Source organism: Mycobacterium sp. WUMAC-067 (genome assembly GCF_020217485.1).
Lineage (GTDB): Bacteria > Actinomycetota > Actinomycetes > Mycobacteriales > Mycobacteriaceae > Mycobacterium.
Genome location: NZ_JAEKMI010000017.1, coordinates 51,335 through 65,061, shown reverse-complemented (window position 1 = coordinate 65,061; position 13,727 = coordinate 51,335). Strand labels below are relative to the sequence as shown.

At 70.4% G+C, this 13,727-nt stretch carries 14 protein-coding genes; 7 read left to right on the top strand and 7 right to left on the bottom strand.

What is annotated here, in order from left to right:
• Nucleotides 1–39 precede the first annotated feature (39 nt).
• On the bottom strand, nt 40–654 hold the full coding sequence (locus JF781_RS14270) for a cutinase family protein (RefSeq protein WP_225329343.1): 615 nt from the start codon (nt 652–654) through the stop codon (nt 40–42).
• A gap of 113 nt (nt 655–767) precedes the next feature.
• On the opposite strand from JF781_RS14270, the gene JF781_RS14265 reads away from it, so the two are divergent.
• Together JF781_RS14265 and JF781_RS14260 are read left to right on the top strand one after the other, a co-directional pair.
• Nucleotides 768–1,595, top strand: a complete 828-nt coding sequence (locus JF781_RS14265; protein ID WP_225329335.1) for a purine-nucleoside phosphorylase — start codon at nt 768–770, stop codon at nt 1,593–1,595.
• A gap of 4 nt (nt 1,596–1,599) precedes the next feature.
• Nucleotides 1,600–3,180 (top strand): phospho-sugar mutase, encoded by a 1,581-nt coding sequence (locus JF781_RS14260; protein WP_225329334.1) that lies wholly within the window; start codon nt 1,600–1,602, stop codon nt 3,178–3,180.
• Here the strand turns inward: JF781_RS14260 and upp are convergent.
• Entirely contained in the window at nt 3,101–3,805 is a 705-nt protein-coding gene (gene upp / locus JF781_RS14255) for a uracil phosphoribosyltransferase (RefSeq protein ID WP_225329333.1), read from the bottom strand. The genes JF781_RS14260 and upp overlap by 80 nt on opposite strands.
• A gap of 164 nt (nt 3,806–3,969) precedes the next feature.
• Between upp and JF781_RS14250 the strand changes: the two genes are divergently transcribed.
• From JF781_RS14250 to JF781_RS14240, 3 genes are all read left to right on the top strand, one after another.
• Nucleotides 3,970–4,788, top strand: coding sequence for an alkaline phosphatase family protein (locus JF781_RS14250; protein WP_308011582.1), 819 nt, complete (start codon nt 3,970–3,972; stop codon nt 4,786–4,788).
• 104 nt (nt 4,789–4,892) lie between these two features.
• Nucleotides 4,893–6,194: a primosomal protein gene (locus JF781_RS14245; RefSeq protein WP_225329331.1), complete on the top strand. Its 1,302-nt coding sequence runs from the start codon at nt 4,893–4,895 to the stop codon at nt 6,192–6,194.
• A gap of 82 nt (nt 6,195–6,276) precedes the next feature.
• Complete coding sequence (locus JF781_RS14240) at nt 6,277–7,260, top strand: VWA domain-containing protein (protein ID WP_225329330.1); 984 nt, start codon at nt 6,277–6,279, stop codon at nt 7,258–7,260.
• Between the two features lie 15 nt (nt 7,261–7,275).
• Here the strand turns inward: JF781_RS14240 and JF781_RS14235 are convergent, their stop codons facing one another.
• The gene (locus tag JF781_RS14235) at nt 7,276–8,283 is read right to left on the bottom strand and encodes a VWA domain-containing protein (protein WP_225329329.1); all 1,008 of its coding nucleotides are present in this window, start codon (nt 8,281–8,283) and stop codon (nt 7,276–7,278) included.
• 48 nt (nt 8,284–8,331) lie between these two features.
• A complete protein-coding gene (locus JF781_RS14230; RefSeq protein ID WP_225329328.1) occupies nt 8,332–9,351 on the bottom strand; it encodes a cupin in 1,020 nt (339 codons plus the stop codon).
• A gap of 145 nt (nt 9,352–9,496) precedes the next feature.
• On the opposite strand from JF781_RS14230, the gene JF781_RS14225 reads away from it, so the two are divergent.
• Nucleotides 9,497–10,207: a GntR family transcriptional regulator gene (locus JF781_RS14225; RefSeq protein ID WP_225329327.1), complete on the top strand. Its 711-nt coding sequence runs from the start codon at nt 9,497–9,499 to the stop codon at nt 10,205–10,207.
• Between the two features lie 84 nt (nt 10,208–10,291).
• A complete protein-coding gene (locus JF781_RS14220) occupies nt 10,292–10,732 on the top strand; it encodes a hypothetical protein (RefSeq protein WP_225329326.1) in 441 nt (146 codons plus the stop codon).
• 18 nt (nt 10,733–10,750) lie between these two features.
• Here JF781_RS14220 and JF781_RS14215 read toward each other — a convergent pair whose 3' ends face one another.
• Genes JF781_RS14215 through JF781_RS14205 form a run of 3 tightly spaced genes read right to left on the bottom strand, consistent with a single transcriptional unit; the run spans nt 10,751 to nt 13,520 of the window.
• Nucleotides 10,751–11,839: an adenosine deaminase gene (locus JF781_RS14215; RefSeq protein WP_225329325.1), complete on the bottom strand. Its 1,089-nt coding sequence runs from the start codon at nt 11,837–11,839 to the stop codon at nt 10,751–10,753.
• The gene (locus JF781_RS14210) at nt 11,836–13,119 is read right to left on the bottom strand and encodes a thymidine phosphorylase (RefSeq protein ID WP_374109703.1); all 1,284 of its coding nucleotides are present in this window, start codon (nt 13,117–13,119) and stop codon (nt 11,836–11,838) included. The genes JF781_RS14215 and JF781_RS14210 overlap by 4 nt, the downstream gene beginning before the upstream one ends.
• Nucleotides 13,119–13,520, bottom strand: a complete 402-nt coding sequence (locus tag JF781_RS14205) for a cytidine deaminase (RefSeq protein ID WP_225329341.1) — start codon at nt 13,518–13,520, stop codon at nt 13,119–13,121. Before JF781_RS14205 ends, JF781_RS14210 begins: the two co-directional genes overlap by 1 nt.
• Nucleotides 13,521–13,727: the final 207 nt, after the last annotated feature.

The window sequence follows — 13,727 nt, the reverse complement described above, 5'->3', positions numbered from 1 at the left end:
TATGTCACTCACCGGCCTACGGCCCGGAGGCCCTGAGGGCTACACCAGCCCGGCGATGAATCCCGCCGCCTGGCCCGGGTAGGGCGGGGCGGAGTAGTCGTGGTGCGCATCCCGATCGCGACCCCCGACGACGCAGACGGGATCACCCTCGCTGCACAAGTCGATGGTGCGGCCGGCGAACGCGCCCGTCGACGACAGGGGTGTGTCGAAGCGGTTGCCGGGATTGCCGAACACCGCCACGGCCCTGATCTTGTTGGCCAGGGCGGGATCCAGCGCGGGCGCCGATCCGAAGTTGCCGATGCGCTGGCCGACGGGCGGCACCCCGGCGAGCATCGAGATCGCCGCGGCGCCCTGCGAGAAGCCGCCGAGCACCAGCCGCGTGGACGGGCACTGGTCGACCATCTCCGCGATGTGGTCGCGTGCGTCGTTGGCGGCGTCGGCGGTAGTCAGGAAGTTGTAGCTGGCCGGATAATTCACCGCATAGGAATCGACGGTGCGCGAACCCAGGGCGGGCTGCAGGGCGGCAAACAGCGCGTCGCCGACCACTCCCAGGCCGGGCGGCTCGGCGGTGCCCCGGGCGAAGATCAGTTGCACGTCCGGACAGTCCGCCTTGGCCGACGGCGCCGGTCCGAATGTGATCGAAACCACTGACAGCGCAACGGCAACCGCAGTTCCCATGACCGGGCCAACCACCGGCCACTTACGAAGACTCATACGCCAGATCTTGACACATACCGGCGACACGGTCGCCGGGCTAGGCTCCCGCTGTGACCCAAACCTCGTCCGACCCAGGCGACCTCGCGCGCCGGGCCGCCGCGGTCATCGCCGAGCGCACCGGAATCGCCGAGCATGACGTCGCCATCGTCCTCGGCTCGGGATGGTCGCCCGCGGTCGCGGCGCTCGGCAGTGGGGCGATCGGGAAGACCGCCGTGCTGCCCCAGGCCGACCTACCCGGTTTCCGGCCGCCCACCGCGATCGGGCACACCGGCGAGCTGTTGTCGATGCGCATCGGCGAACACCGGGTGCTCGTGCTCGTCGGCCGGATCCACGCCTACGAGGGCCACGACCTGTGCCACATCGTTCATCCGGTGCGGGCGGCGTGCGCGGCCGGGGTGCGCGCGGTCGTGCTCACCAATGCGGCGGGCGGACTGCGCCCGGACATGACGGTCGGCGAACCGGTGTTGATCAGCGACCACCTGAACCTGACCGCGCGTTCCCCGCTGGTCGGTCCGCAATTCGTGGACCTGACCGACGCCTACTCCCCCCGGCTGCGCGAATTCGCCCGCCAGGCCGACCCGACGCTGACCGAAGGCGTCTACGCCGGCCTGCCCGGCCCGCATTATGAGACCCCCGCGGAAATCCGGATGCTGCGGACGCTGGGCGCCGACCTGGTCGGCATGTCGACGGTGCACGAGACCATCGCGGCGCGGGCGGCCGGCGCCGAGGTGCTCGGGCTGTCGCTGGTGACCAACCTGGCCGCCGGCATCGGCGGCGAGCCGCTGAGCCACGTCGAGGTGCTCTCGGCCGGTGCCGCGTCCGCCAGCCGGATGGGCGCCCTGCTGGCCCTGATCCTCGAGCGGCTGCCCCGGTTTTAGGGCCATGACGCCCGAGGAGTGGATCGCCCATGACCCCGACCCACGGACGGCCGCCGAACTCGCCGCGTGCGACGCGGCAGAACTCGCCACGCGCTTCGCCCACCCCCTGACGTTCGGCACCGCGGGCCTGCGCGGCCCGGTGCGCGGCGGGCCCGACGCCATGAACGTCGCGGTGGTGTCGCGGGCCACCTGGGCGGTGGCACAGGTGCTCAAGCGGCGCGGACCGGCAGGCGCGCAGGTGGTCGTGGGGCGCGACGCCCGGCACGGCTCAGCGGTATTCGCCACGGTGACCGCCGAAGTGCTTGCCGATCAAGGGTTTTCGGTGCTGCTGCTCGGCCCGGTGCCCACTCCGGTGGTGGCGTTCGCGGTGCGGCACACCGGCGCGCTCGCCGGGATCCAGATCACGGCGTCGCACAACCCGCCGGCCGACAACGGCTACAAGGTGTACGTCGACGGCGGCATCCAGCTCGTCTCCCCCACCGACCGCGAGATCGAAGCCGCGATGGCCGGCGCACCGCCGGCCGACCAGATCGGCAGGGCCCCCGTCGAACCCGCGCAGCTCGATCTGGTCGAACGCTACATCGAGCGCGCGTCCGGGCTGCGCCGCGGCGCCGGTTCGGCACGGGTCGCGCTGACGGCGCTGCACGGGGTGGGCGGTGCGGTGGCCGTGGAGACGCTGCACCGCGCCGGGTTCACCCAAGTGCACACCGTCGCAGCGCAATTCGCGCCGGACCCGAACTTCCCCACCGTCGCGTTCCCCAACCCCGAGGAGCCCGGCGCCGCCGACGCGCTGCTGGCCCTGGCCGCGGACACCGGCGCCGACGTGGCGATCGCGCTGGACCCCGACGCCGACCGGTGCGCCGTCGGCATCCCCGACAGGTCGGGCTGGCGGATGCTGTCCGGTGACGAAACAGGTTGGCTGCTAGGCGATTACATTCTTTCCCAGCCACACCAGGCCGAGACACCGGTGGTGGCCAGCACGGTGGTGTCCTCGCGGATGTTGTCGGCCATCGCCGCGCGCCGCGGCGCCGTCCACGTCGAAACCCTCACCGGCTTCAAATGGCTGGCGCGCGCCGATGCCGGGGTTCCCGGCGGCACCCTGGTGTACGCCTACGAAGAGGCGATCGGGCACTGCGTCGACCCGGCCGCCGTGCGCGACAAGGACGGCATCAGCGCCGCGGTGCTGGTGTGCGATCTGGTGGCCACGCTGCTGCACCAGGGCCGTTCGGTTGCCGATCTCCTCGACGAGTTGGCCCGGCGGTACGGGGTGCACGACGTCGCCGCGGTGTCGCGCCGGGTCGCCGACCCCGCCGAGGCGGCCGAGCTGATGCGCAGGCTGCGGACCGCCCCGCCGGCGACGCTGGCCGGGTTCCCCGCCGAGCTCACCGACATCACCGATGCGCTGATCTTCGCCGGCGGCGACAACGACACGTCGGTCAGGGTTGTGGTGCGGCCCTCCGGGACCGAGCCGAAACTGAAGTGCTACTTGGAGATTCGCTGTGCGCCTAGCGAGGATCTGGATTCTTCGCGGCGGCGCGCCGGCGCCCTGCGCGCCGAGCTGGTCGCTGCGATGCAGGACTGGTGAACAGGTTCGGCCCGAATTGGCGGTCGCCCGCGTCGCCGAGGCCCGGCACGATATAGGCCGACTTGTTGAGACCCTTGTCGACCGCGGCGGTGAACACCCGCGCGCTCGGCGCCGCTTTCCCCACGGCGGCAAGGCCTTCCGGCGCGGCCACCACGCACAGCACGGTGATCTCGGTGGCGCCCCGGCGTTGCAGCAGCCCGATGGTGTGCGCCATCGACCCGCCGGTGGCCAGCATGGGGTCGAGGACCAGCACCGGGCGGCGCGCAAGTTTGGCGGGCAGCGCCTCGAGATACGGGACCGGCAGGAGGGTTTCCTCGTCGCGGGCGACGCCGACCAAGCCCACCTCCGCCTCGGGTATCGCGGCCTGGGCGGCCTCGACCATGCCCAACCCGGCGCGCAGCACCGGAACCAGCAGCGGCGCGTTGACCAGTCGTGTCCCGGTCGTCGCGGCCACCGGCGTGCGGATCCTGATCGACTTGCGCGGTGCCTCCCGGCTGGCTTCGTAGACCAGCATCAGCGTGAGTTCGCGCAGCGCGGCTCGAAACCCGGCGTTGTCGGTGCGTTCGTCGCGCAGCACGGTCAGCCGGGCCGCGGCCAGCGGGTGGTCGAGCACGCACACGTCCATCCCATGAAGGGTATATAACGATCGGGCAAAGCCCTTCTGACACGCTTGCGCTCGTCCCGGCCAGGGCGTACGCGCGTTCGTATACTCCCCGGGTGTCACGCGAAAATCGAAGTCCGAGAAGGCTGCTCGGCAGGGCGCATCGCCTCCTGCTGACGCTCGGCGCGGTGGCATCGGTGGGACTGGCGGCAAGCCCGCTGACCCCGCGCATAGGCCTTGCGGCAGCGGCCATTCCGCAGCCGGCGCACATCGTGATCGTGGTGGAGGAAAACCGTTCCGAGAACGGCATCATCGGCAACAAGTCGGCGCCCTTCATCACCTCCCTGGCCGCCAACGGCGCGAACATGACGCAGTCGTACGCCGAAACACACCCCAGCGAACCGAATTACCTGGCGCTGTTCGCCGGCAACACCTTCGGGGTGACCAAGGACCTGTGCCCGATCAACGCCGGCGCGGCACCCAACCTCGGATCCGAATTGCTGGCCGCGGGCCACACCTTCGTCGGCTTCGCCGAAGGCCTGCCCGCGGTCGGCTCGCCCGTGTGCACCGCGGGCAAGTACGCGCGCAAGCACGTCCCGTGGGCCAACTTCACCAACGTGCCGGCGGCGAACTCGCTGCCGTTCTCCGCGTTCCCGATGGGCAACTACGCCAGCCTGCCGACCGTGTCGTTCGTCATCCCCAACAACGACAACAACATGCACGACGGCTCGATCGCGCAGGCCGACACCTGGCTCAACCGCCAGCTGTCCGGTTACGCCAACTGGGCGGTGGCCAACAACAGCCTGCTGATCGTGACGTTCGACGAGGACGATAACGGCAGCCGCAACCAGATCCCCACGGTGTTCTACGGCGCCCACGTCCGCCCCGGGAACTACGGCGAGCAGATCAACCACTACAACGTGCTTTCCACGGTGGAGCAGATGTACGGGCTACCCAAGACGGGATATGCCGCCAGCGCGCCGCCCATCACCGACATCTGGGGCTAACCCGCCGTGCTGATGGCGGCGACCCGCTTCACCCGGCTCCGCCGCGCTCGCGATCGCCTGTGCTGATGGCGGCGGCTTCGCCGGCCGTCGCTATTCTGTGCCGCATGGCTGCTGACCTCGTGCCCATTCGCCTGAGCTTGTCCGCCGGTGATCGCTACACCGTGTGGGCGCCCCGCTGGCGTGACTCCGGCGACGAGTGGGAGGCGTTCCTGGGCAAGGACGAAGACCTGTTCGTCTTCTCCTCCGTCGCCGACCTGGTGGCGTTCGTGCGGTCCGACACCGACAACGACCTGACCGACCACCCGGCGTGGAAGGACCTGACGTCGGCGCACGCGCATGACTTCGAGCCCGCCGAGGACAAGCAGTTCGATCTGGTCGCCGTCGAGGAGTTGGTCGCGGAGAAGCCCACCGAGGAATCGGTGGCCGCGCTGGCGGGCACGCTGGCCATCGTGTCGTCCATCGGATCGGTGTGCGAGTTGGCGGCGGTGTCGAAGTTCTTCAACGGCAACCCCAGCCTGGGCACCGTGTCGGGCGGGCTCGAGTACTTCACCGGCAAGGCCGGCGCCAAACGCTGGCATGCGATCGCCGAGGTCATCGGGCGCAGCTGGGACGACGTGCTGGGCGCGATCGACGACATCGCCACCACCCCCGAGGTCGACGACGCGCTGTCGGCCAAGGCCGCCGACGAACTGGCCGAGGAGCGGGAAGAGGACGAAACCGAAGACGCCGTCGAGGAGAACGCCCTCGAGGAATCCGCCGCCGACGAGGCCGACGACGACACCGCGGAAGAAGACGCCGACGCCGAGGACGACGACACCGACGATCGGGCGGCCGGCGACACCGCGGTGCTGGGCGGCGACAAGGACTTCTGGCTGCAGGTGGGCATCGATCCGATCCGGATCATGACGAGCTCGGGCACCTTCTTCACGCTGCGCTGCTACCTCGACGACGAGCCGATCTTCCTGGGCCGCAACGGGCGCATCAGCGTGTTCCCGTCCGAGCGCGCGCTGGCCCGCTACCTGGCCGACGAGCACGACCACGACCTGTCGGACCTGAGCACCTACGACGACATCCGCACCGCCGCCACCGACGGCTCGCTGGCGGTCGAGGTCACCGACGACAACATCTATGTGCTCAGCGGTCTGGCCGACGACCTCGCCGACGGGCCGGACGCCGTGGACCGCGAGCAACTGGAACTGGCCGTCGAGGTGCTCCGCGACATCGGCGACTACTCCGAGGATCCCGCGGTGGACAAGGCGCTCGAAACCACCCGGCCGCTGGGCAAATTGGTGGCCGCCGTGCTCGAGCCCGGCTCGGTCACCAAGCCGTCGCCGCCCTACGCCGCGGCGGTGCGGGAGTGGGAGAAGCTGGAGCAGTTCGTCGAGGGCCGGCTCCGTCGCGAATAGCCGCGAGCTACCGAACGTTTGACGGGTCCCCGAGTCTCCTCTTTACTGGCGGCAGCATCAGGAGACGGGAAGGTTGAGTGACGTGTCGCTTCCCGGAATCGGCCCGCTGCCGCTCTACGGGTTCCAACGCCCGGGCATGTTGCTGTTCGGTTTGGTGCCCCTGGCCCTGCTGGCCATCTACGTCATGGTCCAGGCTCGTCGCAACCGACGGCTGCACCGCTACACCGACGCCCCCGTGGCGCAGTCGCCGTGGCGGCACCTGCCGATCGCCGCGTCGCTGCTCTGCCTGGCGTTGTTGACCATCGCGCTGGCCACCCCCACCCACGACATGCGCATCCCGCGCAACCGCGCCGTCATCATGCTCGTCATCGACATGTCGCAGTCCATGCGGGCGACCGACGTCGAACCCAACCGGCTCAAGGCAGCCGAACAGGCGGCCAGCCAGTTCGCCAGCCAGCTGACGCCGGGCATCAACCTCGGGCTGGTCGGCTTCGCCGGCACACCCTATTTGCTGGTGCCGCCCACCCCGCAGCACCAGGCGACCATCGACGCGCTGAAGAAGCTGGACTTCGCCGACAGCACGGCCACCGGCCAAGCCATCTTCACCGCCCTGCACGCGATCGGCGCCACGGCGGTCACCGGCGGCGACAATCCGCCGCCGGCCCGTATCGTGCTGCTCTCCGACGGCCGCGAGAACAAGCCTTCCAACCCCAGCGATCCGCACGACGGCGTCTACACCGCGGCGCGCCTGGCCAAGGACGAGGGCGTGCCCATCTCGACGATCTCATTCGGCACCAAGGGCGGCGAGATCGAGATGGACGGGCAGCGCGTCGCGGTCCCGGTGTCGACCGACCAGATGAAGACGATCGCCCGGCTTTCGGGCGGGCAGCCCTACACCGCCACCAACATCGGCGAGCTCAACAAGAGCTACAACGCGATCGAGAACGAGATCGGCTACCGCACGGTGCCGGGGCCGGGCAGCTCAGGCTGGCTGCGCCTCGGGGTGCTGACGGCCCTCATCGCGACGGGGCTGGCGCTGCTGATCAACCGGCGCCTGCCCACCTAGCGCCCGCCCGGGGTGTCAGGCGGGCAGCCTGCGGTTCAGCAGCAGGCCGGCCAACACGGCGCCGGCCATCACGACGGCGCCGAGCAGCATCCACGCCAGGCTCGCGTCGCCCTTGACGGTTTCGTAGCCGATTTGGCGCTGCAGCGTCGTGTACACGTTCCTCAGCGAGTCCAGGCTGTCGGCGTGGAACGCCTGACCGTCGGTGATCTCGCAGATCTTCTGCAGGGTCTGATCGTCCACCGGAACGGGAATGGTGGCGCCCTCGTAATCGACGGTGCCGTACGGGGTGCCGAACGAGATCGTCGATATCTGCACGCCTTGGCCCTTGGCGGCCCGGGCCGCGGTGAACGCCCCCTGCGGGGCGTTGGGGTCCAGCGGCACGTTCTCGGCGCCGTCGGACTCCAGCACGATCCGCGCCGGCGGCGGGCCTTCGCCACCGCCCATCACCGAACCGACCGTCGCGATCGCCTGCAACGCGGTGAAAATGCCTTCTCCCGTAGCGGTTTTCGGGGCCGGCTGCAGGCTGTCGATGCCCGACTTCACCGCGCCGCGGTTGGTCGTCGGGGGGACCAGCAGCGTGGCGTTCGCCGCGAATTCCACCAGCCCCAGGTTGATCGCGGGCGTCAGCTGATCGGCGAACTGCTTGCCGGCCTCCTTCGCCGCGGCCAGGCGGTTGGGCGGAACGTCGTTGGAGGCCATCGATTCCGAGACGTCGATGACGAGCATCACGACCGCGCGGTTGAGCGGGATCCGGACGTCAGACGTCGGCCCGGCCATCGCCGTGGTCAGCAGGACCAGCGACGCGGCCAGCAGGATGGTCGGCAGGTGCCGCCACCGGCTCGGGTGCGGCGGGGCGACGCGCTCGAGGACCTCCATGTTGGCGAACCGCAGCACCCGGCGACGGCGCGCGAATTGCTGCACGACGTAGAGGCCGATCACCAGCAGCACCGCCAGCAGCGCCAGGAAGAACCAGGGGTTCTGGAATCCAGTCAGCGACACCGGGCCCAGCAGCGGCACCTTCATGTCGAGCCACACTATGCGTGAAATCTGGGCGCCGCATCGCGCCCCGGCTCACCCTGCGGCGAGATCGCGGCGCTGGGTGAACTTGATGTCGAGGCTGCGCAGGTGGGTCTGCAGCCCGGCGTCCTGGACGGGGATCAGGTGGGCGGGCTCGTCGGTCTCGTTGTAGTGGGCGTGCCACATGCCGGGCGGGGTGGTGAAGGCGCAGCCGGCCTGCCAGTCCACCCGGATGGGATCGACGATGTCGCCGCGCTCGTCGAGACGCGTGCCCAGCATCGTGTAGCAGCCGGCCGGGGGCGCATCCAGGATGAGGTCCAGCGCGACCGACTGGTGCCGGTGCGGGCGCTGCACCTGGTGGGGCGGAAGCACGCCGAACATGGCCCACAACACGTGCGTGATGGTCAGGGTCTGCTCCTGCTCGGCGTTGGCCAGTAGGACGCTGACGCGGCTCTTCTCGTTGGCGCCGGGGCGCGACGCGATCTCGGTCAGCTTGGCCACGGCGTCGGCGCGGCGGAACTTGGTCGCGCGGAACCGGGGCCGGGTCGCGTCGGCGCCGAGGTAGCGCATCAGGGGCTCGTCGTGCACCCAGTAGATGGCCGTGTCGGTGCCGGCGTAGAACACCGAGCGCGCGCCGGCGGGCAGCGTCACGAAGTCGCCCTTCTCCCACTCGATCAGGCGGCCGTTGACCGCCGCGAAGCCCCGCCCGTAGAGCACGTAATACAGCTGCGAGGTGGCGTTGGGGTGGGTGTCGATCTGTTCGTTCGCGCGGATGCGCACGAAGTTGGCCAGCAGCGCGGGGCTGGTCGCCGCGCCGGCCGGGCCGCCCAGCTCGGCGGACAGGTCCAGCGGGATCACGCCGGTCGGCGCGTCGAGGTAGAGCTCGGGACCGAAGCGCCTGATCGGCACCCGCGGGGTCAACCCCGAGCCGATCGGGTTGGCGGCCCGGGAGTACTCGAAGTATTCGGCCTGCTCGGCCCACTTTTCGAACCGGCCTTCGAACCCGTACTCGGCGACGTTGACCATCGGCGCGGGCACCGTCGGGTCCAGGTTGGGCGTCGCCAGCTGTTGCATGTCCGTCTCCCTTGGTGCTCAACTACGTCTGGTATCGGAATAGTATTTATCTTGTATCTAAGCGTCAAACACAGCAGGTAGACGCCTTGGGTGTACGGTCATGCGGACGGTTGAGACACGACTTAGCTACCAAAGGGGCGACGGCGTGGCAGCAAGGAACAAGCGGACGGGGACGGCCAAGGACCGCGCGCTGGACTACGTCAAGACGCGGGTGCTCACCGGCGAGTACCCCGGCGGCGAGCTGATCAGCGAGGGCGACGTGGCCACCGCGCTGGGAATGTCGCGCACCCCCGTGCGCGAGGCCTTTTTGCGGCTGGAGGCCGAGGGGTTGCTGCGCCTGTATCCCCAGCGGGGGGCCCTGGTGGTTCCGGTGTCGCCCGACGAGGTGCGCGCCGTGATGGAGGCGCGGCTGGTGCTGGAGCGGTTCGCCGCCGCCAAGGTGATCGGGCGCGGCGCCGCCGCGTGCGCCTCCATGTTCGGGCGCCTGTCCGGCGAGCTCGCCCGGCAACGCGACGCGGCCGCCGCCGCGGACTGGCGGGAGTTTGTGGAGGCCGACCGCGCCTTCCACGCCATCACGCTGCAGGAGTCGGGCAACGCCATCGTCTCCGGCTTCTACGCGTCCCTGCGCGACCGCCAGATGCGGATGATCGGCGAATCGACGCTGCGCGACCCCGATCGGGTGGCCACGATCCTGCAAGAACACCGGGGTATCGCCGAAGCCCTGCGCGACGGCGATCTGGCCCGAGCGGCGCGGGCGGTCCAGACCCACCTGGCCGGCACCGTGCGTGCCATCGGCCTGTCCGTCGAGCCGGATCCCTTATGGGCTACCGGATTTGGCCGCGGTGGAGCAGACTGATCGAACAACTCGGGGACCGTCCCGGGTCCGCAAATATCGGGGGGAACGATGACCTGGTTGACGGCTTCGAGGTTTCGCGGCGCAATGACGAAAACGCTTGTGGCCGTGGCGGTTATGGGAACGGCCGCGACGGGCGCGACCATCCCGGCGAACGCGGCGCCCGGCTTCGCGCGCACGCCCGCCGCGCCGCTCGACGATCCCGATCCCGGCTTTCCCACCAATCCGTCGGACCCCCGGTGTGCGGGGATGCCGGGGCTGGCGCAGTGCCAGGGCGGCCCCTACGCCATGGGCGGCGCTCCCACCGGCCCCGCGGACTTGAGCTGCATCAGCATGCCCAGCGACCCGGTGTGCGCGGGCGGCCCGTACGCCCCGCCGCCCCCGGCGCCGCCCATCGCCCCGCCGCCCCCGGAGCCCATGGCCGCGGCGCCGATAGAACCGCCGCCCATGGCCCCGCCGCCGATGGTGGAGCCACCGCCGATGGCGCCGGCGGCCGACCCGTCGATGGGGATGCCCGGGCACATCTGAGAACGCCGCGCCGGCGGCTCAGCCGATCAACACCGCGTACCGCGGCTTGATCACCTCGTCGATGATCGCCAGCCGCTCGTCGAACGGGATGAACGCGGACTTCATCGCGTTGATGGTGAACCGCTCGAGGTCGCTCCAGCCGTAGCCGAACGCCTCCACGAGGCGCAGCATCTCCCGACTCATGAAGGTGTCGCTCATCAACCGGTTGTCGGTGTTGACGGTCACCCGGAACCGGGCGCGGGCCAGCAGATCGAACGGATGCTCGGCGATGCTCTTGACGGCGCCAGTCTGCACGTTCGAGCTCGGACACAGTTCCAGCGGAATTCGCTTGTCCCGCAGGATCGCCGCCTGCTGACCCAACCGGACCTGCCCGTCGGGCAGCACGTCGATGTCGTCGACGATCCGCACCCCGTGGCCCAGCCGGTCGGCGCCGCAGAACGCGATCGCCTCGTGGATGGACGGCAGTCCGAAGGCCTCGCCGGCGTGAATGGTGAAGCGCGCGTTGTGGTCTCGCATGTACTCGAAGGCATCCAGGTGGCGCGTCGGCGGGTTGCCGGCCTCGGCGCCGGCGATGTCGAAGCCGACAACGCCCTTGTCCCGGAACCGGATTGCCAGCTCGGCGATCTCGCGGGACACCGCCGCGTGCCGCATGGCGGTGACCAGCAGGCGCACCACGATCGGACGGCCGGCGCCGGCACAGGCCTTCTCGCCGTCGGCGAATCCGGCCAGCACGGCGTCGACGATCGCGTCGAAGGACATCCCGCGGTCGATGTGCAGCTCGGGCGCGAACCGGACCTCGGCGTAGACCACCGAGTCGGCGGCCAGGTCTTCGACGCATTCGTAGGCGACGCGATGCAGCGCCTCGGGTGTCTGCATCACCGCGACGGTGTGTGAGAACGGCTCCAGATAGCGCTCCAGCGAGCCGCTGTGCGAACGCGTGCGAAACCACGTCGCCAGCTCGTCGACATCGGTGGCGGGCAGCTCGTCGTAGCCGATCTGCCCGGCGATCTCGAGCACGGTCGACGGGCGCAGCCCGCCGTCGAGGTGATCGTGCAGCAGGGCCTTGGGTGCCTTGCGGATCTGCTCCAGGCCCAGCGGCGCGGTCATGCGACAACCCGATCGATGATCAGCGGCCGGGGAGCCGGGGCCGTGTCGCCGACGCTGAAGCCGCCGTCCAGCTCGGCGAGCGCCGCGCCGAAGCGCTCCGGGGTGTCGGTGTAGAGGGTGAACAGCGGCTCGCCGGCCGTGACCGGTTCGCCGGGGCGGCGGTGCACCCGGATCCCGGCGCCCAACTGCACGTGCTCGCCCGGACGGGATCTGCCCGCACCGAGCCGCCAAGCCGCCAGCCCCACTGCCATCGCGTCGATATCACCCATTGTGCCGCCCCGGGCGGCGGTCACGGTCTCGGCATGCCGACCGACCGGCAGCGGCACCGACAAATCACCGCCCTGGGCGGCGATGAGCCGGCGAAACCGGTCCATCGCGGTGCCGTCGCGCAGCGTCTCGGCGGGATCGCGGCCGTCGATCCCGGCCAGCTCGAGCATCTCGCAGGCCAGCCGCACCGTCAGCTCGACCACGTCGGGCGGGCCGCCCCCGGCCAGCACCTCGAGCGCCTCGGCGACCTCGAGGGCGTTGCCGACGGTCGCGCCCAGCGGGCGGTTCATGTCCGTCAGCAGCGCGCGGGTGGGCACCCCGTGCGCGGCGCCCAGCTCGACCATGGTGCGCGCCAGCTCGCGGGACTGCGCCTCCGAGTCGGTGAACGCCCCCGAACCGACCTTCACGTCGAGCACCAGCGCGCCGGCGCCCTCGGCCAGCTTCTTGCTCATCACCGAGCTGGCGATCAGCGGCAGCGACTCGACGGTGGCGGTGATGTCGCGCAGCGCGTACAGCTTGGCGTCGGCCGGGGCGAGGTCACCGGCGGCGAAGATGGCCGCGCCGACGACGCGCAGTTGGTCGCGCACCTGCCGGTTGGACAGCGCGGCGGTGAACCCGGCGATGGATTCCAGCTTGTCCAGGGTGCCGCCGGTGTGGCCGAGGCCGCGGCCCGACGCCTGCGGCACCGCCGCGCCGCACGCGGCGACGACGGGCACCAGGGGCAGGGTGATCTTGTCCCCCACCCCGCCGGTCGAGTGCTTGTCGACAGTGGGCACGCCGAGGTCGCTGAAGTCGAGCCGCTCACCCGAGGCCAGCATCGCCGACGTCCACCGGGCCGTCTCGCCGCGATCCATGCCCCGCAACAGGATCGCCATCAGCAGGGCCGCCATCTGTTCCTCGGCCACCCGGCCGGCGGTGTAGGCGTCGACGACCCAGTCGATGGCGGTGTCGGACAACCGGCCGCCGTCGCGCTTGGTCCTGATCACCGTGGGCGCGTCGAAGGCGGGCGGCATCAGCCGCGCCCCGCGGCCAGGTCGTCAGGGCCGAAGGCGTCGGGCAGCAGGTCGCCTAGGCGGCGCGGTCCGCCCGGATGGTCGATCAGCAACTCGGGGCCCCCGTGTTCCAGCAGCACCTGGCGGCATCTCCCACACGGCATGAGCGCCGATCCCCGCTGATCCACGCACGCCAGCGCGACCAGCCGGCCGCCGCCGGTCGAATGCAGGGCGCACACCACGGCGCACTCGGCACAGAGACCAAGGCCATATGAGATGTTCTCCACATTGCACCCGGTGACCACCCGGTGATCGTCGACCAGCGCGGCCGCACCGACCCGGAACCGCGAGTACGGTGCGTAGGCCCCCGCGGATACCTGGATCGCCTTGTCCCGCAGCGTATTCCAGTCGATCTCCGGCATCGCGCAACCCCGCTCATCCATGGCCGTTTCCGACAGTCACCCTAGCCGCAAAACGGCATTTCGCTTGACGGACATTGGCGCAACCCACACCGTGTGCGAGCTAAGCTCAAGTGCCCGGCGTGACTGTCGCGCTATGCCGCAAGAGGGTCGCATGAAAGTCGCAAGAAGGCTGGTGAGGACTGGGGTGACTACACAACCGACAACCGC

What these genes read in the sequence shown, in the direction of transcription:
- JF781_RS14205 (WP_225329341.1), bottom strand. Translation starts at nt 13,520, where the DNA reads ATGCCGGAGATCGACTGGAATACGCTGCGGGACAAGGCGATCCAGGTA.
- JF781_RS14235 (WP_225329329.1), bottom strand. Translation starts at nt 8,283, where the DNA reads ATGAAGGTGCCGCTGCTGGGCCCGGTGTCGCTGACTGGATTCCAGAAC.
- JF781_RS14220 (WP_225329326.1), top strand. Translation starts at nt 10,292, where the DNA reads ATGACGAAAACGCTTGTGGCCGTGGCGGTTATGGGAACGGCCGCGACG.
- JF781_RS14210 (WP_374109703.1), bottom strand. Translation starts at nt 13,119, where the DNA reads ATGCCGCCCGCCTTCGACGCGCCCACGGTGATCAGGACCAAGCGCGAC.
- JF781_RS14260 (WP_225329334.1), top strand. Translation starts at nt 1,600, where the DNA reads ATGACGCCCGAGGAGTGGATCGCCCATGACCCCGACCCACGGACGGCC.
- upp (WP_225329333.1), bottom strand. Translation starts at nt 3,805, where the DNA reads ATGGACGTGTGCGTGCTCGACCACCCGCTGGCCGCGGCCCGGCTGACC.
- JF781_RS14215 (WP_225329325.1), bottom strand. Translation starts at nt 11,839, where the DNA reads ATGACCGCGCCGCTGGGCCTGGAGCAGATCCGCAAGGCACCCAAGGCC.
- JF781_RS14230 (WP_225329328.1), bottom strand. Translation starts at nt 9,351, where the DNA reads ATGCAACAGCTGGCGACGCCCAACCTGGACCCGACGGTGCCCGCGCCG.
- JF781_RS14245 (WP_225329331.1), top strand. Translation starts at nt 4,893, where the DNA reads ATGGCTGCTGACCTCGTGCCCATTCGCCTGAGCTTGTCCGCCGGTGAT.